General features: G+C 60.6%; 23 protein-coding genes. 10 read left to right on the forward strand and 13 right to left on the reverse strand.

Features of this window, described 5'->3' with window-relative positions; translation table 11 throughout:
- The first annotated feature begins 21 nt into the window (after positions 1-21).
- Entirely contained in the window at positions 22-1,368 is a 1,347-nt protein-coding gene (locus BLU85_RS09030; protein WP_092197985.1) for an MFS transporter, read from the forward strand.
- Between the two features lie 69 nt (positions 1,369-1,437).
- Here the strand turns inward: BLU85_RS09030 and BLU85_RS09035 are convergent, their stop codons facing one another.
- A complete protein-coding gene (locus BLU85_RS09035) occupies positions 1,438-2,343 on the reverse strand; it encodes a LysR family transcriptional regulator (RefSeq protein ID WP_256326516.1) in 906 nt (301 codons plus the stop codon).
- Between the two features lie 93 nt (positions 2,344-2,436).
- Here BLU85_RS09035 and BLU85_RS09040 point away from each other — a divergent pair, with 93 nt between their 5' ends.
- Together BLU85_RS09040 and BLU85_RS09045 are read left to right on the forward strand one after the other, a co-directional pair.
- Positions 2,437-3,063 (forward strand): RraA family protein, encoded by a 627-nt coding sequence (locus tag BLU85_RS09040; protein ID WP_218189369.1) that lies wholly within the window; start codon positions 2,437-2,439, stop codon positions 3,061-3,063.
- Positions 3,064-3,079: 16 nt separating this feature from the next.
- Complete coding sequence (locus BLU85_RS09045) at positions 3,080-3,949, forward strand: NAD(P)-binding domain-containing protein (RefSeq protein WP_170847557.1); 870 nt, start codon at positions 3,080-3,082, stop codon at positions 3,947-3,949.
- A 65-nt stretch (positions 3,950-4,014) separates the two neighbouring features.
- Here BLU85_RS09045 and BLU85_RS09050 read toward each other — a convergent pair whose 3' ends face one another.
- The 6 genes from BLU85_RS09050 to BLU85_RS09075 form a co-directional block, all read right to left on the reverse strand.
- Positions 4,015-5,781, reverse strand: a complete 1,767-nt coding sequence (locus BLU85_RS09050; RefSeq protein ID WP_092197994.1) for a S8/S53 family peptidase — start codon at positions 5,779-5,781, stop codon at positions 4,015-4,017.
- Between the two features lie 97 nt (positions 5,782-5,878).
- The gene (locus tag BLU85_RS09055) at positions 5,879-6,445 is read right to left on the reverse strand and encodes a DUF6630 family protein (RefSeq protein WP_092197997.1); all 567 of its coding nucleotides are present in this window, start codon (positions 6,443-6,445) and stop codon (positions 5,879-5,881) included.
- A gap of 38 nt (positions 6,446-6,483) precedes the next feature.
- Entirely contained in the window at positions 6,484-6,777 is a 294-nt protein-coding gene (locus BLU85_RS09060) for a hypothetical protein (protein WP_092198000.1), read from the reverse strand.
- 165 nt (positions 6,778-6,942) lie between these two features.
- Positions 6,943-7,677 (reverse strand): arsenical resistance protein ArsH, encoded by a 735-nt coding sequence (gene arsH / locus BLU85_RS09065; protein ID WP_092198003.1) that lies wholly within the window; start codon positions 7,675-7,677, stop codon positions 6,943-6,945.
- 238 nt (positions 7,678-7,915) lie between these two features.
- Positions 7,916-8,077, reverse strand: coding sequence for a DUF2986 domain-containing protein (locus BLU85_RS09070; RefSeq protein WP_092198006.1), 162 nt, complete (start codon positions 8,075-8,077; stop codon positions 7,916-7,918).
- Positions 8,078-8,112: 35 nt separating this feature from the next.
- A complete protein-coding gene (locus BLU85_RS09075; protein ID WP_092198009.1) occupies positions 8,113-9,048 on the reverse strand; it encodes a hypothetical protein in 936 nt (311 codons plus the stop codon).
- Between the two features lie 300 nt (positions 9,049-9,348).
- Here BLU85_RS09075 and BLU85_RS09080 point away from each other — a divergent pair, with 300 nt between their 5' ends.
- Positions 9,349-10,185 (forward strand): hypothetical protein, encoded by an 837-nt coding sequence (locus tag BLU85_RS09080; protein ID WP_092198012.1) that lies wholly within the window; start codon positions 9,349-9,351, stop codon positions 10,183-10,185.
- A 35-nt stretch (positions 10,186-10,220) separates the two neighbouring features.
- Here the strand turns inward: BLU85_RS09080 and BLU85_RS09085 are convergent, their stop codons facing one another.
- Together BLU85_RS09085 and BLU85_RS09090 are read right to left on the reverse strand one after the other, a co-directional pair.
- Positions 10,221-11,249 carry an alpha/beta hydrolase gene (locus tag BLU85_RS09085; RefSeq protein WP_092198015.1) on the reverse strand — a complete coding sequence of 343 codons (1,029 nt, stop codon included), beginning with the start codon at positions 11,247-11,249 and terminating at the stop codon, positions 10,221-10,223.
- 25 nt (positions 11,250-11,274) lie between these two features.
- A complete protein-coding gene (locus tag BLU85_RS09090; protein ID WP_092198018.1) occupies positions 11,275-11,721 on the reverse strand; it encodes a cyclophilin-like fold protein in 447 nt (148 codons plus the stop codon).
- 125 nt (positions 11,722-11,846) lie between these two features.
- On the opposite strand from BLU85_RS09090, the gene BLU85_RS09095 reads away from it, so the two are divergent.
- The 5 genes from BLU85_RS09095 to BLU85_RS09115 all read left to right on the forward strand — a co-directional run bounded on the left by BLU85_RS09095 (position 11,847) and on the right by BLU85_RS09115 (position 18,175).
- Entirely contained in the window at positions 11,847-12,740 is an 894-nt protein-coding gene (locus BLU85_RS09095; protein ID WP_092198021.1) for a LysR family transcriptional regulator, read from the forward strand.
- A gap of 308 nt (positions 12,741-13,048) precedes the next feature.
- Positions 13,049-13,531 (forward strand): formate dehydrogenase subunit gamma, encoded by a 483-nt coding sequence (locus BLU85_RS09100; RefSeq protein WP_092198024.1) that lies wholly within the window; start codon positions 13,049-13,051, stop codon positions 13,529-13,531.
- Positions 13,525-15,084 carry a formate dehydrogenase beta subunit gene (locus BLU85_RS09105; RefSeq protein WP_092198028.1) on the forward strand — a complete coding sequence of 520 codons (1,560 nt, stop codon included), beginning with the start codon at positions 13,525-13,527 and terminating at the stop codon, positions 15,082-15,084. Before BLU85_RS09100 ends, BLU85_RS09105 begins: the two co-directional genes overlap by 7 nt.
- The gene (gene fdhF / locus BLU85_RS09110; protein WP_092198031.1) at positions 15,081-17,957 is read left to right on the forward strand and encodes a formate dehydrogenase subunit alpha; all 2,877 of its coding nucleotides are present in this window, start codon (positions 15,081-15,083) and stop codon (positions 17,955-17,957) included. The genes BLU85_RS09105 and fdhF overlap by 4 nt, the downstream gene beginning before the upstream one ends.
- Complete coding sequence (locus BLU85_RS09115; protein ID WP_092165271.1) at positions 17,954-18,175, forward strand: formate dehydrogenase subunit delta; 222 nt, start codon at positions 17,954-17,956, stop codon at positions 18,173-18,175. The genes fdhF and BLU85_RS09115 overlap by 4 nt, the downstream gene beginning before the upstream one ends.
- A 151-nt stretch (positions 18,176-18,326) precedes the next feature.
- Here the strand turns inward: BLU85_RS09115 and BLU85_RS09120 are convergent, their stop codons facing one another.
- Positions 18,327-18,857 (reverse strand): AidA/PixA family protein, encoded by a 531-nt coding sequence (locus BLU85_RS09120; RefSeq protein WP_092198034.1) that lies wholly within the window; start codon positions 18,855-18,857, stop codon positions 18,327-18,329.
- A gap of 126 nt (positions 18,858-18,983) precedes the next feature.
- Between BLU85_RS09120 and BLU85_RS09125 the strand changes: the two genes are divergently transcribed.
- A complete protein-coding gene (locus BLU85_RS09125; RefSeq protein ID WP_092198037.1) occupies positions 18,984-19,178 on the forward strand; it encodes a hypothetical protein in 195 nt (64 codons plus the stop codon).
- Between the two features lie 157 nt (positions 19,179-19,335).
- Here the strand turns inward: BLU85_RS09125 and BLU85_RS09130 are convergent, their stop codons facing one another.
- The 3 genes from BLU85_RS09130 to BLU85_RS09140 form a co-directional block, all read right to left on the reverse strand.
- Complete coding sequence (locus BLU85_RS09130) at positions 19,336-20,049, reverse strand: FadR/GntR family transcriptional regulator (RefSeq protein ID WP_092198040.1); 714 nt, start codon at positions 20,047-20,049, stop codon at positions 19,336-19,338.
- A 106-nt stretch (positions 20,050-20,155) separates the two neighbouring features.
- Entirely contained in the window at positions 20,156-21,682 is a 1,527-nt protein-coding gene (locus BLU85_RS09135) for a UxaA family hydrolase (protein WP_092198043.1), read from the reverse strand.
- A gap of 18 nt (positions 21,683-21,700) precedes the next feature.
- On the reverse strand, positions 21,701-22,711 hold the full coding sequence (locus tag BLU85_RS09140; protein ID WP_092198046.1) for a zinc-binding alcohol dehydrogenase family protein: 1,011 nt from the start codon (positions 22,709-22,711) through the stop codon (positions 21,701-21,703).
- Positions 22,712-22,765 lie beyond the last annotated feature (54 nt).

Genomic DNA, 22,765 nt, shown 5'->3' on the forward strand with positions numbered 1-22,765 from the left:
AGCATAAAAAAAGGAGGCCCCATGACTTCAATCGCCACCACTGACGCTGCCGCGCAAGCGGCACGCTCCAAATATCGTTGGGTTGTTCTCTCGGTCATCGTGGTTGTGTACATGCTGGCGGCTGCGGATCGCGCCAATATCGGTATTGCTCTGCCATACATCCAGAAGGAGTTCGGCGCGAGTAACGCGCAGGCCGGCCTGCTCGTCAGCGCGTTCTTCCTGTTCTACTCCTTGGGGCAGATTCCCGCTGGCTTCCTGCTCAGTAAGGTCGGTGTTCGCTTGGTGGCACCGGTGTCGATTGCGCTGACTTCGGTTGTCACCCTGCTCATCGGGACCGCCCATAGCTTCGGTTTGTTGAAAGTCTATCGCTCCGCTCTCGGCGTAGCCGAAGCGGCATTGCCTTTATCGATGCTCAGTACGATCAATCGTTGGTTTCCGGCGCGTGAGAAGGGGCTGGCAACGGGGGCGTTCCTGTCCGCTGCGAAAATGGGCGCAGTCCTGGCTCCGCCCATCGGTGCTGCGCTGATCATGCTCGATGGCTGGCGTACGATGTTTTTTGCCTTCGCCATTCCCGGTTTGCTGCTCGCATTGATCTGGTGGTGGTTAGTGCCCAATGATCCTCGCGCCAGTCAACGGGTCAACGAGGCAGAGGCGATTCATATCGAGGATCAAAGCAGCAGCGACAATGAGCCTGGGCGCACACAGAAGAGCTTTGGAGCGCTGGACACGTTTCTGCGATACAAGCGCACCGCACCCCTGGCGACCTCGCGCTCAGTGTTTGCATCGTGGAATATCTGGGGATGCGGTCTGGGTTATCTGCTGATGACCGGCGTGGTCAACGTGCTGCTGGCCTGGTTGCCCAAGTACCTGGGTGAAGTGAAGCATTTCGAACTGATGCAGATCGGCTTCGTGGCGTCGTTGCCCTTCGCTGGCGGCGTATTGGGCAACATAGTCGGCGGCTGGCTCTCCGATACGGTTCTGGATCGTCGTAGAAAACCGACCATGATGATCAGCGCCGTAGCCACCTGCCTGATGATGGTCGCATTGGTCTACGCGCCGAATGATCTGCTCTCCGTCAGTCTGCTGCTGTTTGGTACGGGCTTCCTGCTGAACATCGGCTACTCGTCGTTCTCGGTCTACTCGATGGGCCTGACCACGCGGAGCACTTACCCGGTAGCGGCTTCGCTGGTAAACAGCGCCGGACAGGCAGGCGGGGCCATGGCCCCCCTGATCACCGGCATGCTGCTGGACAGCTACAGTTGGACAGCCGTTTTCGTCTTCCTCGGTGTATGTTCCTTGGCGGCGCTGGTTTTCGTGTTGTCCATTTACGAGCCTGCCGGACTCAGCGAGCAGAACACCACGAACTAGGTTCGCGACCCGTTGGCGATCCTGCTGATCCAGCAAACAAGGAGCATTGAAGCCATTCAGCGCTCCTCATCAGCTTTGCAGTTGGCGGGAGAAGTCGCACAATGCTGTCGCCCGGGAAACCACCTCGGTAACGAAGGCCGAGGGCCGGTCATTTCGGTACATGGCCATATAGGGCACAGTCGGCAGCTCAGGGTCTGTCTTGATGATGACCAACTTTCCTTCGTCGACCAGTGGGCGAAAGCATTCAAGCGGCAGGTAGGTCACGCCTAGCCCGGCGGCAGTCAAGCCAAGCATTGCAGTGAGGCTGTCGGAGGAAAGTGTCTTGGGAAGGTCGATGCCCAGTGCTCCCAGCCACTTGTTCACGAACAGTCCGGAGCCTGAACGCTTTCCCTGCACCAGTACCGGATATTTGGCGAGTTCGGCCAATGCCATGACCCCTGAATCTGCGATCAGACCGGGCGCAGCCATCCAGGCGTTCTCCACGATGGCCAACTGGACCGCCGTCACTTCTGGCGCTGTGAACGTGTCGGGAATGATGATGAGGTCCACTAGGTCGTCCATGAGTTTCTCGTGAAGATTGCGGCTCATGTCTACTTCCGGCTCAACCGTCAGCCCTGGAAAATCCTCCACCAGCCGTGCGATCAATCGGGGCAGCCAAGTGAGGGCGGTGAGTTCCGTTACGCCTAGTCTCAGGCGCCGGGTCATCACATGCGTGCCATCTTTCAATGAAGAGATCCGGTCGGCGAGGCTGAGCATTTCCCGGGCAATGACCAGTAGCTCCTCGCCGGTTGCAGTGAGCCGTGCGCCCCGCTGCGTGCGATCGAAAAGCTGAAGACCCGTGGTCGATTCCAACTCCTGAACCCGTTTGGAAATGGCGGACTGGGTGGTATGCAGGTGTTCCGCCGCGCGCTCAAAGGTTCCCAGTCGCTCGATCCAGTGAAGCGCAGTGAGTTGCCGAAGCGTGATCACGTTCATTCCTTTAATGCATGTATGGTCATAGAATAATATCGCTTTTTCTATTTGGCAGCCTCTTTATCCTCGGAGCTATCAGACACCCGAGGAGTCCACATGAACGCTATCGCTCCATCGTCCGACATCAGCACCCTGCTGGCGGCCTATACCCGCACGTCCACTTCCATTATCAGCGACTGCCTGGACCGTTTACCCGGCGCGCTGCTTAAGCCATTCCATCGAATAGAAGGCACCATGGCGGGTATCGCGCTGACCGTGAGAGTCCCCTGCGGGGATAACCGCGCGATTCATCAAGCGCTGGAAATCCTCAGTCCCGGCCAGGTATTGGTGGTCGATGGCGGAGGCGATATCAGCCGGGCCTTGATGGGGGACATCATGGCGGCAATCGCCGAAAAGCGCGGTGCGGCCGGTGTTGTGGTGGACGGTGCCATTCGTGATCTGGCGACAATAGGGAAAGGAACATTCCCAATGTTCGCGCGAGCGGGATTCCATCGTGGCCCGTACAAGAACGGCCCTGGTGAAATCAACGTGCCGGTCAGCATCGCAGGCATGCTCGTTTCACCTGGCGATATCGTGGTGGGTGATCACGATGGCATCGTGGCGTTCCCGGCATCGGAAGCAGAAAGCCTGCTGCAACGGTGCTGGGCGACCGAGCAAAAAGAGGCAGAGATGTTGGCACAAATTGCTGCCGGCACTTACAAAGGCGCCTATGCGGCGCACTGAATCGGAAACCTCGACAATGAAAATCGGAATTATCGGAGCTGGCGAAGTCGGCCTCACCTACGCGCGGCCTTGGTCAAGCGCGGGACATGACATCGTTTTGTGTGATTTGAAGCCGTCCCCTCGTGCCCAGGCGTTCGCAACGCAGTTGGGGTTGGATATTTCGACGTCCATCCCCGATGCAGTGCCCGAGTGCGATGTGGTGGTGTCGTGTGTCTTCGGAACGGTCTCCCTGTCGGTTGCCGAACAGGCGCTCGGCAGCATGCGCAAGAACGCGCTGTTCGTGGATATGACCACCGCCGATCCCGCTCAGATCAGAATCGCCGCCGCACACGCCTTGGCGTTGGGCATTGCCTATGTTGACGTCGCCATTCTTGGCGCTATTGCCCTGACCCACGAGAAAACCAATCTGCTCGGTGCGGGGGTGGGGCTGGATCGGGCGATTACGCTGTTCGCATCCGCTGGAGCACCGCTCAAGGCCGTGGAAGACGGTGTCGCGGGTGACGCGGCGGCGCTGAAGATCCTGCGTAGCGTTTTTACCAAAGGGCTGGAAGCCCTGACGATTGAATGCTTCATGGCTGCTGAAAAACAAGGGGTGACTGGCAAGCTGCACGACGCCTTGAGCGACATTGATCAAGCGAGTCTGCCCGACTTTCTCGGTGCCCTGATCCGCACGCACGTTGTCCATGCTCCGCGCCGCCTGAAAGAGGTCGAAGAGGCCGAGCGTCAGTTGCGTGCCGCCAACATGCCTGTAGCGGTGCTTCCCGGTGTGAGGGACCTGTTTCAACGCACCGCCGGGCAGATTGAATCGAGCCCATCCGATGTAGCTGCCCCAACGGTGCAAGAGGCGCTGGACTGGCTCTTCAAGGCGAATGGCATCGGCAGGTAACGGCTTGCAACTTTCCTTCGAGCTCGGTGCGCTCCATCCACCGACTGGCCCCATGACCCACCGGTTCAGCGCACCCGGTCACGGCTTTGCGCGGCCAGGTCCAGGGCCTTTTGCATGTCCAGCCGCGCCGAGCGGCCGACGTCCTTGTCGTTGAGTTGGTAGCGACGCTCCGACGGCAGGATAGGGGCGGTGAGGTCTTCGGCGTCCATCTGTTCGAAGTCGTGGTTGTCGCCGATGGTCATGGCGCTGCGGCGTAGCAGCATGCGCAACTGTTCGGGTTGCAGTTTCGGGTTGATGGACAGCATCGCCGCCAGCAGGCCCGCGACCATGGGCGTGGCGTAGGACGTGCCGCAATGCACCGCGCTGTCCTGGCCGGCATTGGTGGTCGAGGCGTGGGCGCAAGCGGCGGCAGTGATGTCGACGCGCATGTCGATGTTCGAGGAGCTGCGCTTGACCGCATAAGCCGGGTCGTCGACGGCGACGCCGGAGCGTTCGCTGCGCTGGTGCCCACCGACCACCAGCAATTGCTCGGTGATGAAGGAGGAGGGCAGGCGGTATTCATCGCTGCCCGAGAACGAGGAGCCATTGCCGGCGGAGTTCACCACGATCACGTCGGGGTGCGCCTTGCGCAGCCAGAGGAAAAATTCTTCCAGCAGTTCTTCGTAGCCACCCATGGCCAGGCCCGAGCGCAGCAGCGAGTCGACGTCATCGCCTTTGATATCTTTGGTGCCGACGCGATGGATGCCCCAACTCCAATTGAGCACGCGCACGCCATCTTCCACGAGGTTGACCGAGGCGGCGATGTTGGCGGTGATCCCGGCATCGGAATTACGTTCGACGATGACCTCGAAGCCACCGCTGGCCTTGTCCAGGCCACGGAGAAAACCGGTGTTGCCGTTGTCGTCCCAGCGTGCGGCGAGGATGCCGGCGACAGTTGTGCCGTGGTTGTCCGGTTTGTCCGCATCACGGGCGTAGACGCAGGTGCGCGGTGGCGAGCACGCACCGAGGTAGTCCGCGAAATCCGTCGTGTCGAAATCCACATCGCGCTCGATCAGGCCGATGCGCACCGGTTGCGGCTGGATGGGCGGCTGTCGCCCGGGGATGCGTCGTTGGTAATAATTCACCGCGTCGAGAAAACGATTCGCGGCCCATTCGTCGGAGTCCAGGGCCGGTTTCTTCGGTTCTTCAGGCTGGGCAGGGGCCTGCTCGGTTTCTTCGGCCGAGGACTCCTCGGTGACCACGGCATCCACGCTGGTCTCGCTGCCCAGACGCAGGACCAAGGCGTCACGCTGCACCAGGTCCTTGGCCGGCAGGCGAAGTTGGTACAGGTTCAGCGGCGCGATGCTACCGACCACTTTCGCTCCGTATTTCTGGGCCAGACGCTCGGCTTCCTGACGACCATCACGGTCTTCCTCGATCAGCACGCTGACCAGGTCGACGTAGGTGGTCAGGCCGTCCATGTTCTTCGCCACTTCGTCCGGCCCGGCGGCCAGCACATGACTGTTGCGCAAGGTCAGCCAGGCGGCATTGCTGGTGCGGGGGCCGTCTTCCAGCCAGAGCGGGCCACTCTGGTAATCGGCGCTGTCCAGGCGCAAGCGCAGGGTTTCCCCTTCACGCTGGACCGTGTCCGCGGGCAGCGCCTTTGCGCCCAACTTGAGTTGTGGCGTGCGGTCGCCCAACCCGCGCGCTGTCAGGCACCAGTCCTGATGCTGGCTTTCCAGCAGGTCGCCACAGCGTTTCAGGCTTTCCAGGCGCAGTGGTTCCGGCGCAGCGGTTGCCGTGCCGGCAGCCAGGGTGAACAAGGTCGCGAGGGCAGTGGGTCGTAGGAGCATGGGCCAGGTTTCTTTGTCGAGGGTCCTGTTGCTCCGACTGTCATGCTGTTCGCTTCGTTCAGCGGGAGAACGATGCTCGGCGAATGCATCTTCTGGTTCAGAAGCGCTCGATGTGCGCTTCAAGACCTGCCTGCCGCGCGAGTTCGATCATGGCTTCGACCTGGTCTGCCTCGGCGACGAACCCTATATATTCGTCGCCACCGCAGTCCAGGTGCAGATAGCGTTTATCGAACGCCGTCAGCCATCGGTCGAAATTGGCCAGCGTCTGCGACATCGACAGCGTGCCCTCATGGCGGTAGGGGTAAGTTTCTTTCACCCCGCTGGCGCTGACCAGGTAAGGCACCAGATACTCGAAACCATCAAAGCCTTTCCAGTCGACGCCTAGCAAAGCCAAGTGGTCGAGCTTCTGGCCCTTGTCCGCATCCAACAGGCCTTCCACCAGGGCCGTGGCCGGCTCCTGGCCCGAGCCGTAAATGCGCAGCACACGCCTGACCAGCCGGGCGCGTTCGCCTTCCGGCATGCGGGCCAACAGGGCTTGGGCAAACGCCTTGAGCCCGGAGCGATAGGGGTGCAACTCCCGCATGATCGCCGCGTCGCTGACAGTCGTTTCCTCCGGTGGCGGCAGGCTGAAGCGGCCGCCGAACAAGCGATCAAGAATGCCCATTTCCTTTCCTCAGGTTGTCCATTTTCCCCTGCCAACCGTTATGCGCATCCCACATGAACGCGATACCTGATATCCCGATCAAAATGGTCCTCCGGATTTTCGTAGGCTTCCAGCGTTTCCAAGAACCCCGTCCGCTCAAGACTCGTCAAATCCTCAAGGGTCCAATCGAAGGGGAAGTCGCTGGAAAAGCTCTCGCCTTGATATTCAACCCATTGAAACACCGGGAAGGGCAGGTAACCGAGCCACTCTGATCGATAGGTGATCTCGTCGGATTCGCTACTCCTCACCACGGCGCGGATCTTGTTCTTGATGGCTGCTTGTCGTTCATCCATGGTGTTTCGATCCCTGACTCAGGGTTGGGCTGGAGGGTTTGGATGTAATAGCGCTCACTCGTGCGTTCCTTGCGGTTCAAGGGCGTATTTTGCCTCGAAAAGCCAAACGCAGCACATCCTGATTCTGCGGCAGCGCAAGCTCTCCACCCATCACTGCCGCTGCGTCTAGATAGCGGTCTGGTTAACGCGTTTGGAGAGCGCTTCGGCGCTTTCCTTGCGCTCGGAGTAGCGGTCGACCAAATAGGCTTCTCTGCCACGCACCAGCAAGGTGAACTTCATCAATTCCTCCATGACATCGACAACCCGGTCGTAATAGGACGACGGCTTCATGCGCCCGGCTTCGTCGAACTCAAGGAAGGCTTTGGGGACGGAGGATTGATTGGGGATCGTGACCATGCGCATCCAACGACCCAACACGCGAAGTTGGTTCACCGTGTTGAAGGATTGCGAGCCGCCGCACACTTGCATCACCGCCAACGTCTTGCCCTGTGAGGGGCGAACCGCGCCCAGGGCGAGCGGGATCCAGTCGATCTGGGCCTTGAACACCGCCGACATCGAACCATGGCGTTCCGGCGAGCACCAAACCTGGCCTTCCGACCACATCACCAAGTCGCGCAGTTCCTGCACCTTGGGATGATCGACGGGCGCATCGTCCGGCAGCGGCAGCCCGGAGGGATCGAAGATTGCGGTTTCGGCGCCCATGAGCTCCAACAGGCGTGCCGCTTCGCGGGTCAGCAACTGACTGAAGGAGCGCTCGCGGGTTGATCCGTACAGTAGAAGTATGCGCGGCTTGTGCTGTGGTTCTGCGCTCTGCGCGAGCTTTTCCGGCGTAGGTACATCGAAAAGTGACAGGTCCAGATTTGGAAAGTCATTTGGGGGTTCGCTGGAAAACTCAGTCATTGCACCTCTCCCGTCCGGTCGAAAACATAATATATGGAAAAATGAATATTCGTATTTCCATATATTTAGCGCAAGACGTAATTTGACTGATGGTCCGAAATTTCGCCGAGGGCAGATGATTTCAAGGGGAGGGGCGGCGGCCTGGAGCCAGCCCGGCAGGACTGAAGCGCAAGTTTGAGATCGGCAGCCAGGCGCGGCGGTTTTGGCGCAGCGCTTCAAGGGGGGGCGGTGACGTGGATCAGCCTTGCGCAGGTGTGATGGGCGCGTCACTGGCTTCAGCCGCCAGTTTCAGGCGGTCGGCCTTGCTGATGTATTGATTCTTGCTTTTGGGTGCCAGCTTGGCACTGGCTTTTTTGGCGTTAGCCTTCAGTAACTGGTTTATTTTCTTGCGGCGATTCATGTCGTTCTGCTCGGCGTGTCAATGTTCGGATGGTATCAGCTTTCCGTTTTCTCAGGACTTTTCCTGATTTTGGCAACGGGCTTCACGCGGCGCTCGACAATGATCGAGTCATTGGGGATCTCCAACCGGATCGCCGTTTCCTCGGTGTGCATTTCAATGAGCGTCGAATTGCCAACGCCTCGGAAAATTACCGTCGCATTTTCAAATCGTTTGTAATTTTCCAGCGGGGAATCCTTGGGGGCTGGCAATAGGTTGGCGTAAGGCGGTTTCACCAGAATCGTTGCCCTTTCTATGCGTATCTGCGCGAAGCTCATGGCCGCTTGCAGCAAGTCGGAAGTCACGCCACCCATGAGAAGGGGCGTCAGGAGGATGACCCCCGCGATCATTGCCCTGGTTCTTTTCAAGGGTTTCATTTCGTCAGGGGGATTCAGGTCAGGATGTTCGGAATCGACGATGGCAGGTGCCGATGGCTGCGCTGCTTTTATTTTTTTGTTCTGTTCCAGATAGGCTGAATAAACGATGTACTGAAAAATCGGCAGGAGGATGAGTTGAATGTGTTCCAAGGGGCTTTTATGGGTCAGGAAATAAATGGTCAGCGCGCCGCATATTCCAAAAAATACTGAGAAGAACGTTATTTTTGGGCGTTTGAATTCCAATATGGGGTTTTTATCGGAGAATTTTCCATGCAGCCAGACGAAGCCCCTAAGCACGGGGATAAAGATCGGGGAAAGCAATATCCCGGTCGCTGTAACGGCTGCAGAAAAATAAATGCAGACCAGGCCAAAGCAAAACGCCGTGACCAGGAATAACAAACTGTCTCCAACGGATACGCCTTGCGGGTAATGACCGTTGCTCAATAGATAACTGACAATGCACGTGCCGCCAATCAGTAATCCGATTTTTGCCGACAGGGAGAGTAGTTTTGTCGCGATTTCTATCTGTTTTTCGAGTCCGGTGGTTGCTTCCCGCATTATCCAATCCTCCTTGATATTACACTTGGGACGGTCGTTCCTGACTCATCTCTCTGTGGTTAGCATAGCGATGGTTTCTGTTGATTTCCTGCTGCCTGGAGCCTTGGGGGAGGCGCCTGAATATGACATGACTGTTGGGCTCAAAGGGGGTAACCGGCGATATGTTCCGGTGCGATTCCAGTGAGAATAGCGTTACGGACTCGGTAGCCATGCGACTTGAGCTCTTTACCTTCCCTGCTTGTGAATTGTGTAGGTCATTCCCGCAGGGCGCGGTACGGCAGAAGAGCTGGCAAAGTCGGCATGATAACCGCTCAAGACGCAACGCCCGCTATCGCTTGTACTAAGCTGTCCTCCCAGGAAAACCTGCGGGAGACGGCAACGATGCCTGAATGTTTCGATTCGCTGGACGAAGCCTTTGCCGCAATCGCCCAGGACAAGGAAAAGAAGCGATTATGGACTGTCCTCACTTTTGCGGGCAGCCGCCAGTTTCATCTGTTCTGGAGTGCGGCCAATGCCGGTCAGATCGTGGCGGGCATATTGAACCAAGGCTTGCCGGCCAGCCCCGACTCCGTACCACAGGTGTTGCCTAACAAAGGCCTGCCGCAACAAAAACAAGGTGGCGTAGACAAGTCCAGCGCTCAATACCTGCAGAACGAAATCAATCGTCAAACGGTATCGAAGACAAAAGCCTTGCGCGCCAACGTGGCCGATGTGCTGGCCCAGCAATGGAAGGTCAATACCTGGACCTTCACGGGGCATGCCGAGGAGCGGATGCTGCTTAACTTTGACGCTCTTTACACCCAGTATGCCGTTGCGTCAGGGCAGATTCCGACGGTCACCATTTACAACTCAGACTCGCCCTGTACGGTCGACGACCCACGTGCTAGTTCCTTGTTACAGCCGCGTTCCTGCTCGGCCAAATTGACGCAACTGGCCAAGCGTTATCCGTTTGCGCAGTTTACCGTGTTCTATTACAAGGCCTATCACGGTAGTGGGTTAAGGGCGATGGATGGCGCGTCATCAAGTTCGAGCGCCGGCAGCACCTCTCCGTCGGCGTATGTCGTGGGCAGCAATATCGAACTGCTGCCGTTTACCGCGGAACTCCGGGAGTTGTGCGCCCAGAACAAGATCAAGTAGTCGCGTAGGATGAAGGGGGAAAAACTACCCCCTTGTCACCTCAGATTGCTCTGGAAAAAGGTTGTCAGCTTATCGAATGGAATGAGGTTGACCCGATCATAAAGATCGACATGGCCAGCCCCAGGAATGATGACAAGTTCCTTGGGTTGACCGGCGAGCTTGTAAGCCTCTTCGCTGAACTCCCTGGAATGAGCATCGGCTCCGGCAATGAACAACATCGGATGAGGCGAAATGGTCTCGATGTCATTGAGCGGATAGAAATTCATGAACTTGATGTTGCTGGTCAGCGTCGGGTGCGTGGTCAGGTCTCTGGACGAGCCGGAGGGCGTGAACTCACCGCGCGGGGTGCGGTAGAAGTCATAGAACTCACGTTGGATAGGGTGGGTGTTTTCATCCAACTGATGCACTGTACCGCTGGTGTAAAGCGTTTCACCGCCCGCGAACTCCACGTTACGCTGCTGTGTGGCTTGGGCGATGATCGCCCGGCGTTGTTCGAGGGTTTGGGAGTGCTTCAATCCGTTGCGGTTGACGCCACCCATGTCATACATGCTCACCGTTGCGATGGCTTTCATGCGTGGGTCGATCTTGGCTGCGCTGATCACGAAGCTGCCACTGCCACAGATGCCGATGGCACCAATGCGCTCCTTGTCGACGAAAGGCTGGGCGCCGAGAAAGTCCACCGCGGCGCTGAAGTCCTCGGCATAGATATCCGGCGAGACGGCATTGCGCGGTCGCCCCTCGCTTTCGCCCCAGAATGACAAGTCCAGGGAGAGGGTCACGAAGCCTCTTTCCGCCATTTTCGTGGCATAGAGGTTGGCGCTCTGCTCCTTGACCGCGCCCATCGGGTGGCCTACGACAATCGCCGGACTTCTTGTCTTGCCAGTGAGTTTTTTCGGGATGAACAGGTTACCTGCCACGTTCATTTGATATTGGTTCTTGAAATTGACCTTCTGTACGGTCACGTCGTCGCTGGTATAAAAGTTATCTGCGCCGTTGGACATATCGGCTCCTGTTGCTGAGATTGAACAGACAAGAAGGGTGAGTAAAACGATGATCTTTTTCATTGGGAATCCTGTCGTTGCGGGGTAATCAATGTTGGGAAAACGTCACTTTCACATCCCGCCGGCCCAGCGCTTGAGCCAGTTTCGCGGTGTCGTCCACTTGTCCCAGGCGCGTGTAGGCGTAGGTCGAGTTGAAGTTCGTGTAAAAGACGACCAGGGTGTCCGTGCCGTACAGCATCAAGTCGCCGGTGCGGATCGTTCCCGGCTTGTTTGCTTCGGCAGGCAGCGCTTGGGGGAGGGGGGCGTATTTCTCGTTACGGTTGAGATCGCTCATCTGCAACGTCAGCGGCAATAACGTGACAAACGCGCGGGCGGCAGCGTTGTCGGCCAGGGCGATGGCGAAGCGTTGTTCGCCGACGGTCATCCACATAGCCGTGTTCTCCCCTTTTGAAGATGCCGACGCGGCAGCATTGGGCGTTGCATAGCTGCCAGGCACGAGCATTACGGTCAGCAAACCAAGCCGGGCCCATCTCATCGCAACGGTGCATGTTTTTCTGTTCATGGGGTTCATGGTGACCTGGGAGCAGTTATGCGACTAGCTAATGAGTGCTTAACAAGGCTATAAGCAGGGCTAATCAATCTGCTTGAAGTGCTCTTGCCATGGTCAAAAGAAATCTCAACGATCTGCTGTCTTTCGTCACCGTGGCGCGCGAAGGCAGCTTCACGCGAGCTGCCGGGGTGCTGGGTGTCACACAATCGGCGCTGAGCCAGGCGATCAGTGGCCTGGAAGCACGCCTGCAGATCCGGTTGCTGACGCGCACCACCCGCAGCGTTTCGCCGACCATTGCCGGTGAACGGCTGTTGCAGGCCATCGGTAATCGCTTCGATGAGATAGAAGCCGAGCTGGATATGCTCACGGACATGCGCGACAAACCCGCAGGCACTGTACGCATCACCTGCGGTGACCATGTCCTGCGCACGACCTTGCTACCCAAACTGATCGGGCTGCTACACGACTACCCGGATATCAATGTCGAGTTCGACGTCAGCTACGGGTTTCGAGACATCGTGGCGGATCGTTTCGATGCGGGCGTGCGCCTGGGCGATACCATCGACAAGGACATGGTTGCGGTCCCGATCGGCCCGCCGCTGCGGATGGCGGCCGTGGCTTCGCCAGCGTATTTCGTCACTCGCGCCGTTCCCGGGCATCCGCGCGACTTGATGAACCATCGTTGCATCAACCAGCGCATGCCGACATCGGGTGGGCTCTATGTCTGGGATTTCGAACGGCGAGGCAAACAGGTCAACGTGCGAGTGGACGGCCAGCTCATTTTCAACACGTCGACTCATATCGTGCAGGCGGCGGTGGCCGGGCTGGGCATTGCCTATCTGCCCGAGGAGGAGTTTGAACCCCATCTTCAAGAGGGGCGGCTGGTGCGCGTGCTGGAAGATTGGTGTCCGCCGTTTTCAGGCTACTATTTGTACTATCCCAGCCGGCGGCAACCTTCGCCTGCATTTACGCTGGTTGCCAATGCATTGCGCCAAGCCCATTAAGGCGGAGTGACGGTTCGAATAAGCGGATACGGCGTATGTCTATACTTGCTCAGGCACGCTGATTAACGGGGACGGCTTTCAAGGAGTCGCTTTCAGAACACGTTTCGTCGTCCATGTGCAATCGCCAACCCCCGGGAGTGGCAAGCTGTGAAGATGCCCCGGACCAGGTGCGCCAAAGACACCTGGCCGGAGAGCGAGAATGGCGATCGGATGTGCCACGCTACCGTGACGTGGGCCGGACGCCGCAGCCAAGACTCCGGACGGCTGCCGCCATGCGGCGGTGTCGTTCGAGATGCCGAGGTACGTTTATGCCCGATGAGACGCTTCACCTGCCTTTGATCCATAGCGTGCTTGCGCGCGAAAAGGACACCCCCGGTGCCTTGCTGCCTATCCTCCATGCCATCCAGGCAGGCTGCGGGTATGTCCCCGACAGCGCCGTCCCGGAGATCGCCCACGCCCTGAACCTCAGCCTGGCTGAAGTGCGCGGGGTCATCAGTTTCTACCACGATTTTCGCACCACGCCGCCGGCGCGCCATACGCTTCGCCTGTGCCGGGCCGAGTCCTGCAAAAGCATGGGCGCCGAAGCCCTGGCTGCGCAGTTGCGCGAGCAATTGTCGCTGGACGATCACGGCACCAGCGCCGACGGCAGTATCAGCCTGCGGCCGGTCTATTGCCTGGGTGCCTGCGTCTGCTCGCCGGCCCTGGAGTTGGACGGGGAGCTGCATGCCCGGATCACGCCCGAGCGTCTGCGTCAGTTGGTGAACGATTGCATGGAGGAGGGCGCATGCTGACGCTCTGTATCCCCCGTGATTCGGTAGCCCGTGCCGTGGGCGCGGACAAGGTGGCCGATGCGTTGGTCCGTGAGGCTGAACGTCGCCAGCTGCCGCTGACGGTGTTGCGCACCAGTTCCCGTGGCCTCTACTGGTTGGAACCGTTGGTGGAGCTGGACAGCGCCGGCGTCCGGCTGGGCTTCGGCCCTGTCACGCCGGCCGATGTGCCGGGCCTGCTGGATGCCTTGGCAGGCGATCCTGTCAGCCATCCACTGGCCCTGGGGCCGGTGGAGGAGATTCCCTACCTCAAGAGCCAGCAGCGCCTGCTGTTCGCGCGCGCCGGCATCACGCAACCGCTGTCTCTGGACGACTACCGTGCCCGGGGCGGCTTCCTGGGCCTGGCCCGGTCCATCCAGATGGACGGCGCGGATGTCGTCGCCAGCGTGCTGGACTCCGGCCTGCGTGGCCGGGGTGGCGCGGCGTTTCCGGCGGGCATCAAGTGGCGCACGGTGCGTGATGCCCAGGGGCCGCAGAAGTACGTGGTCTGCAACGCCGACGAAGGCGACTCCGGCACGTTCGCCGACCGTATGCTGATGGAAGGCGACCCCTTCCTGCTGATCGAAGGCATGATCATCGCCGGCATCGCCGTAGGCGCGACGATGGGCTATATCTACGTGCGCTCGGAGTACCCGGATGCCGTCAGTACGCTGAACGACGCGCTGCACATCGCCCGTGAGGCCGGTTACCTGGGCGCGAACGTCGCCGGCAGTGGCCGCGCGTTCGAGCTGGAAGTGCGGGTCGGTGCCGGCGCTTATATCTGCGGCGAGGAAACGGCGCTGCTGGAATCCCTCGAGGGCAAGCGCGGCACGGTGCGCGCCAAGCCGCCGCTGCCGGCGCTGCAAGGCCTGTTCGGGTTGCCGACGCTGGTGCATAACGTGCTGACCTTGACCTCGGTGCCGATCATCCTGGAGAAGGGCGCGCAGTTCTATCGCGACTTCGGCATGGGCCGCTCCCTGGGCACGATGCCGTTCCAACTGGCTGGCAATGTCCGTCGCGGCGGCCTGGTGGAACGCGCCTTCGGCCTGAGCCTGCGAGAATTGGTGGAAGGTTACGGCGGCGGTACCGCCAGCGGACGCCCGCTGAAGGCCGCGCAGGTGGGTGGGCCGTTGGGTGCCTGGGTGCCGCCTTCGCAGTTCGATACGCCGCTGGACTACGAAGCGTTCGCCGCCATGGGGGCGATGCTCGGCCACGGTGGTGTGGTGGTCGCCGACGACAGCCTGGACATGGCCCAGATGGCCCGGTTCGCCTTGCAGTTCTGCGCCGAGGAGTCCTGCGGCAAGTGCACGCCGTGCCGGATCGGCTCCACCCGTGGGGTGGAAGTGGTGGATCGCTTGATCGCCAGCACTGAAGCCGGTGCCCGTCAGGAACAGGCCCTGTTGCTGCAGGACTTGTGCGACACCCTGCAATACGGTTCGCTCTGTGCCCTCGGTGGAATGACGTCCTACCCTGTCGCCAGCGCCCTCAAGCATTTCCCCGCCGACTTCGGTCTGGCGACCACGGAGGCCGACCAATGATTACCATCTTCGATCCCAGCACCGACATCGACCTGGGCACCCCGGCGCGTGAAAGCGACGTGCAGGTCAGCCTGACCATTGACGGGCGCGAAATCAGCGTCGCCTCCGGCACTTCGGTCATGCGTGCCGCGGCCTTGCTCGGCACCACCATTCCCAAGCTCTGCGCCACCGACAGCCTTGAGGCCTTCGGCTCCTGCCGCATGTGCCTGGTGGAAATCGACGGCATGCGCGGCTATCCCGCGTCCTGCACCACGCCGGTGACCGAGGGCATGGTGGTGCGCACGCAAACTTCCAAGCTCGCCACGCTGCGACGCAACGTGATGGAGTTGTACATTTCCGACCACCCGCTGGACTGCCTGACCTGTTCGGCCAATGGCAACTGCGAATTGCAGACCGTGGCGGGGCAGGTGGGCCTGCGCGAAGTGCGTTATGGCTACGAAGGCGCCAACCACCTGGACGAGGCCAAGGACGTTTCCAACCCGTATTTCGACTACGACCCGAGCAAGTGCATCGTCTGCAGCCGCTGCGTGCGTGCCTGTGAGGAAATCCAGGGCACCTTCGCCCTGACCATCAGCGGGCGCGGCTTCGATTCCCGGGTGGAAGCGGCCGGGGGTGACAACTTCCTCGATTCCGAATGCGTGTCCTGTGGCGCCTGCGTACAGGCGTGCCCGACGGCGACCCTGATCGACAAGAGCGTCGTGGAAATCGGCCAGCCGGAGCGCAGCGTCATCACCACGTGCGCCTACTGCGGCGTGGGTTGCTCGTTCCGCGCCGAGATGAAAGGCGAACAACTGGTGCGCATGGTCCCGGACAAGAACGGCCAGGCCAACCATGGCCATTCCTGCGTCAAGGGCCGATTCGCCTGGGGCTACGCCACGCACCCGGATCGCATCACCAAGCCGATGATCCGCAAGCACATCAACGACCCGTGGCAGGAGGTCAGCTGGGACGAGGCGGTCACCTACGCCGCCAGCGAACTGCGCCGGATCCAGCTCAAGTACGGGCGCGACTCCATCGGCGGCATCACGTCCAGCCGCTGCACCAACGAAGAAACCTACCTGGTGCAGAAACTGGTGCGCACCGCATTCGGCAACAACAACGTCGACACCTGTGCCCGGGTCTGCCATTCGCCTACCGGTTACGGCCTCAAGCAGACCCTGGGCGAATCCGCCGGGACCCAGAATTTCGACTCGGTGATGAAGGCCGACGTGATCCTGGTGATGGGCGCCAACCCCACCGACGCGCACCCGGTGTTCGGCTCCCAGCTCAAGCGCCGCCTGCGCCAGGGGGCGCGACTGATTGTCATCGACCCACGGCGCATCGACCTGGTGGATTCGCCCCACGCCCGCGCCGAACTGCATTTGCAACTGCGTCCCGGCACCAACGTGGCGATGCTCAACGCGCTGGCCCATGTCATTGCCACCGAAGGCTTGATCGACCAGCCCTTTGTCGAAGCCCGCTGCGAGGCGTCGGACTTCGCCCGCTGGCGCGATTTCGTCAGCCTGCCGGAAAACTCCCCCGAGGTCCTGGGCCCGGTTTGCGGCGTACCTGCCGGGCAGATCCGCGCCGCGGCACGGCTCTACGCCACCGGCGGTAACGCGGCCATCTACTACGGCCTCGGCGTCACCGAGCACAGCCAAGGCAGCACCTCGGTCATGGGCATCGCCAACCTGGCCATGGCGACCGGCAACATCGGTCGCGAAGGTGTCGGGGTGAACCCGCTGCGTGGGCAGAACAATGTCCAGGGTTCCTGCGACATGGGCTCGTTCCCCCACGAGTTGCCAGGCTATCGGCACATCTCCAACGAAGCGGTCCGCGCCGAGTTCGAGCAGGCCTGGAACGTCACCCTGCAACCCGACCCGGGCCTGCGTATCCCGAACATGTTCGAAGCGGCCCTGGACGGCACCTTCAAGGCGCTTTATTGCCAAGGTGAAGACATCGCCCAGAGCGACCCCAATACCCAGCATGTGACGGCCGCGCTGTCCGCGCTGGAATGCGTGATCGTCCAGGACATCTTCCTCAACGAGACGGCCAAGTTTGCCCACGTGTTCCTGCCGGGCAGCTCGTTCCTGGAGAAGGACGGCACCTTTACCAACGCCGAACGCCGCATCTCCCGTGTTCGCAAGGTGATGGACCCATTGGCCGGCAAGGCCGACTGGGAAGCCACCATCGCCCTGGCCGATGCCCTGGGCTACAAGATGCACTACAACCACCCCTCGGAAATCATGGATGAAATCGCCCGCCTGACGCCGACCTTCACCCGCGTCAGCTACGCCGAACTGGAGCGCCACGGCAGCCTGCAATGGCCTTGCAACGATGCCGCGCCGGACGGCACGCCGACCATGCACATCGAGCAGTTCGTGCGTGGCAAGGGCCGCTTCATGCTCACTGGTTACGTGCCCACCGAAGAGAAGGTCAACAACCGCTACCCGCTGCTGCTGACCACCGGCCGTATCCTCAGCCAGTACAACGTCGGCGCCCAGACCCGGCGCACCGAAAACGTCGCGTGGCACGAGGAGGACCGTCTGGAAATCCATCCGACCGATGCCGAGAACCGCGGGATCGTCGACGAAGATTGGGTGGGTATCGGCAGCCGTGCCGGGCAGACGGTACTGCGCGCCAGGGTGACCGAGCGGGTGGCGCCGGGTGTGGTCTACACCACGTTTCACTTCCCGGAATCGGGCGCCAATGTGATCACCACCGACAACTCCGACTGGGCCACCAACTGCCCGGAGTACAAGGTGACAGCGGTGGAGGTCGTGCGGGTCAGCCAGCCTTCGGAATGGCAGAAGCGTTACCAGGCCTTCAGTGATGAACAAGGCCGCCTGCTGAGGGAACGCCGCCATGCCGAAAAAGCCGAGGTGCGTCGATGAGTTCTGACAGCTTGATCAAGATGGCCAACCAGATCGGTCAGTATTTCGCCAGTGAGCCGGACCATGCGGTGGCGGTGCGGGGTGTGTACCAGCACATCAAGAGCTTCTGGACGCCAACCATGTGTCGCGACTTGATGGCCTGGCAAACGAAACATCCTGACGCTGTCCTGCACCCGTTGGTGTTGGCGGCATTGATGGAGTTTGAAAAAGCGGCCTAGGAGGGTAATGCCAGTCAGTTAAGCCTCAAATAAGCCTCAAACCTGTGGGAGCAAAGCTTGCTCGCGATGGCGGCAGACCGGCAATGGCGTTGTCGACTGGCTAACCCAATCGCGAGCAAGCTCTGCTCCCACAGGGCTGTTTGCCTTTCAGTTATTGGTTATTGACGGTGATGTAGGGGTCCCACGTGTTGGTCGGGCCAATCTGGTTCAGGTTACGGTCCAGCAGAACGAAGTAGATTTTGTACCAGAGCTTTCCTGGGCTCAGCGCAGTGGACTGCCAGAAGGTATAGGTCACGTCGGTTTTGGAGATGCCGCCGGGAGCGCCGTTGTCCAGATAAGGCACGGGGATACCGGGGATGTTGTACGGTGTCGGCTTCGAAATGGTGCCCTTGTAATCGCCGCCCTGGTGGGGGTCGCCGATCTCGATGTCCTTGATCAAGGCGATTCGGTCGAAGTTGCGCGACAGCGTGGTGGCGCGCCAGCGAATGGTGTCACCGGGTTTTACGTCGAGCCACAACTCGTTACCGCCTTCGCCTTCGCCACTGGTGATATTGGCATGGCTGTCGATGGCACTGCGGGTCACCAGCATGGCAATCGCGCCGCCTACGTCGTTGGGATGGGCGAGCAGGTAATCGGCGTCAACATTGACGAGCACATCAATGGTTTGGGTCGCTCCAGACATTTTGTTGCTCCTTGAGGGAATGACATTGACGACCGCGCCTGCAAAGGCGTCCGGGCCACCCGGTCCCTGGGTGCGGTCTCGAGAGGAACGATAGGTGACAGCGTTGTGGTGTCAAATTGCGAATGCTTGACGCTGACCAAGCAGAGCGAAGCGCAACGCAACCAAGGCTTTGATTTGCTTTTGGCGTGGACGATCACCCACTGGATTCTGGGTGGTTTGCGGGTGGTATCAGTGGCCAAAGGCGTACGAATTTTGTCGGCGATTGCTCCCGAACTCGCCGGAGGACGTATGACCGGCCATCAGGTTTGGCAAGCCTTGTGACAGCGATGGTGGCTGTGCTGCCGTCATCGCGAGCAAGCTCGCTCCCACAGCAGGCTTGGGCTGGTCGCAAAATCGAGGTGCGCCCCGATCAAACCGTGGGAGCGAGCTTGCTCGCGATGGCACTTGATCAGGCCACCAAAATTTCAAGACCGCAGGCCTAGTCGCCCGTGTCTTCCGGCTCCAGCGCTCGCAGCCAGCGGTTTTCCGAACGGCTCAGGTGCTGGCGCATCGAGGTTTGGGCACCCAGTACATCCTTGAGGGCTACGGCGCGCAGGATCGCTTCGTGTTCGGCGACTGCGGCTTCCCACGTCAGGGCATTCTCCGAGTGTTTGCTCAGGTGAGCCGAAATCGGGTTGTGTCGTTCATCGAACAGGGCGGTGATGATCCGCACCAGGGCCGAGTTGCCGCTCATCTTGGCCAGGCGCTGATGGAATTTACGGTCATCCTCCAGCGGAGGCAGGCCGTTGGCGATGCTCGCGCGCATGGCATCGATGCAGTCCTGCAGATAGCGGTAGTCGCTTTTCTTGCCATGCAGACAGGCCAGGATCACCGACTCACCTTCGATCAACGCACGCGCCTGCATCAGTTCCGAAGGGCTCTCGCCCAAAGTCATGCTCGGGTTTTTTCCGTCCTTGGACCGGGCACGCACATACACGCCGGAGCCCATCTTGATCTCGATGTCGCCGTCTATTTCCAAGGCGATCAGCGCCTCGCGAAGCGACGGCCTGGAAACCCCCAACAGTTGGGTCAGGTCGCGCTCGGGGGGAAGCCTGGAACCTGCCTTGAAATCCCCCTGGGCGATGTAGTTGCGCAGTTGATCGGCGATTTTCTGGTAGGGCTTGCGTTCGGCGGCGTTGATCGGTGAGACCATGGGTGGACGTCCATCGGAGAGTCGGCAAAGGCTACCATAGGCGCTTGATGGTGGGCGCGAGCAAGCTCGCTCCCACAGGGAAAGGGGGGGCAACGACTCCCCCCATTCACATCACCGCACCGATCTGCCAGGGTAGGAATTCGTTATCGCCCAAGCCGTTTTCCTCGCTGCAGGTGCGGTGCCCGGACGCGGTCGCCAGCATCAGTCGGAATAACCGCTCACCCGCCTGGGCCACCGATTCCACGCCATCGACAATGCCGCCCGCGTTGAAATCCATGTCCAGCTCCATGCGTTGGAACAGCCGGGTGTTGGTGGCGATTTTCAACGAGGGCGTGGGCTTGCACCCGTAGGTCGAGCCACGGCCCGTGGTGAAGCAGATCAGGTTGGCGCCACCCGCCACCTGGCCGGTCGCCGACACCGGGTCGTAACCGGGGGTGTCCATGAACACCAGGCCCCGGGCATCGACCGTTTCCGCGTATTGGTATACGCCCATCAGCCCGGTCGCACCGGCTTTCGCCACGGCGCCCAAGGATTTTTCCAGGATGGTGGTGATGCCCCCGGCCTTGTTGCCCGGCGAAGGGTTGTTGTTCATGTCACCGTCGTTGTGGCGGACGTAGGCTTCCCACCAATGGATGCGCGCCATCAATTTTGCCGCGATGTCGGCAGACGCGGCGCGGGCAGTCAGCAAGTGTTCGGCCCCGTAGATTTCCGGGGTTTCCGAAAGGATCGCCGTGCCGCCCTGTTGCATCAGCAGGTCCACGGCCGCGCCGAGCGCCGGATTGGCCGTGATACCGGAGTAGCCATCCGAGCCGCCGCATTGCAAACCGACGCACAAGTGGCTGGCGGCGACGGTCGTCCGTTGGTATTGGTTGATGAGGGGCAGCATCGCTTCAATGTGGGCGATGCCACGTCGCACGGCTTCGCGAGTACCGCCTTCGTCCTGGATGACCAGGCTGGCCTTGAGCGCCACGGGGCGATCCGCCAGTTCATTCATCAACGGGGTGAGTTGATTGACCTCGCAACCCAGGCCGATCAACAGCACACCGGCGAAATTGGCGTGATTGGCATAGCCGCTCAGGGTTCGTTTGAGAATGTCGATCCCTTCGCCCTGGGCACCCATGCCACAGCCGCTGCCATGGGTGATTGCAACGACGCCGTCGACGTTGGGGAAGTCTTTCAAGCGCTCGGCAGAAAAGGCATTGGCGATCTGCTTGCAGACGGTTGCCGAGCAATTGACGCTGGAAATGACCCCGATGTAATTGCGTGTGCCGACGCGTCCATCCTCGCGGACGTAACCTTCGAAGGTCGCGGGGTTCTCGCTCAACGACGTGGGGGCATAGACGTTCCGTACGCTGTGTTCGGCCGTGTTGGCGGGCATGTCCAGGTTGTGCACGTGGACGTGATCGCCGGGCTCGATGGCCTGGGTGGCCTGGCCGATGGTTTGGCCGTACTTGAGCACCCGCTGGCCGGCCAACACCGGGCGCAGGGCGATCTTGTGGCCGGACGGAATCGCCTGCCGGGCGACCAGGCGGATGCCGTCGGCACTCACCGGCTGACCTTCGACGATATCGCCTCGGGCCACCGCGACATCATCGCCGGGTGTCAGAACAAGCAAAGAAGAAGGCGGGTTCATGGGGGCGTCCTCCGATTCCTAGCACTCGATGATTGCCTTGACGACACCTTGCTTGGGGTCGAGCAAGGTGGCGAACGAGTGGGGCACCTCGGCCAGCGTCAGTCGGTGGGTGTTCAGGGCCGCATCCGGAATCAAACCGTCGCGCAAGCATTGCTCGACGTGCCGAAAGTCTTCCTGGGTGGCGTTGCGACTGCCCATCAGCGTGGCTTCTCGCTTATGGAACTCAGGGTCGGAGAAGGTGATGGAGTCCCGAACCACCGAGATCATCACATAGGTGCCGCCGTGGGCGATGAACTCGAACCCGCGCTCCATGGCCCGGGCATTGCCGGTGGCGTCGAAGACCACGTCGAAAAAATCACCCTCGGTCAGCTCGGCCAGGGCCTGCTTGTCGCCTTCGCCGATGTGCACGGCGGCGTGGATATTCAGGTGTTGCTTGCAGAACGACAGGCGATCCTCGCGGGTATCCAGGACGGTGACTTTCGCACCGCGCAGGCTGGCGAAGATCGCCGCCGCCATGCCGATCGGGCCGGTGCCGACCACCAGGGCGTGTTTCTGCGCCTGGATGTTCGAGCGACGCACGGCGTGAGCGCCGATCGAGAGGAATTCGATCATCGCGGCCTGGTCCAGGGAAATCCCCACGGCCTTGTGCACGAATGCATGGGGAACGCTCAGGTATTGAGTGAAAGCACCGTCGCAGTGAACCCCCAGCACCTGGATAGCGGTGCAGCAGTTGGTCTTGCCCTGGCGGCAGGCAATGCACGTCCCGCAGGACAGGTACGGCATCACATAGACGACATCGCCGACAGCCAGGTCGCAGGCTTCGTCGGTGCCCTCCACGACCCCGGAGAACTCGTGGCCCATGACCCGCGGATATTCGAGGTACGGTTGATTACCGGTGAAGATGTGCAGGTCGGTGCCGCAGACCCCGACACGCTTGACCCGGATCAGGATTTCCCCTGGTTTCCTGAGGGGGTGTTCACGTTCGATGGGGGTGAGCGAACCGGGTTCGTTACAGATGACTGTCAGCATGGCGATGCTCCTTGGCTGGCCTGCAGGCGGTGGCTGCCAGCAGGTGGGAGGAGG

This window comes from Pseudomonas sp. NFACC14 (assembly GCF_900106885.1).
Classification (GTDB): Bacteria; Pseudomonadota; Gammaproteobacteria; order Pseudomonadales; family Pseudomonadaceae; genus Aquipseudomonas; species Aquipseudomonas fluorescens_AA.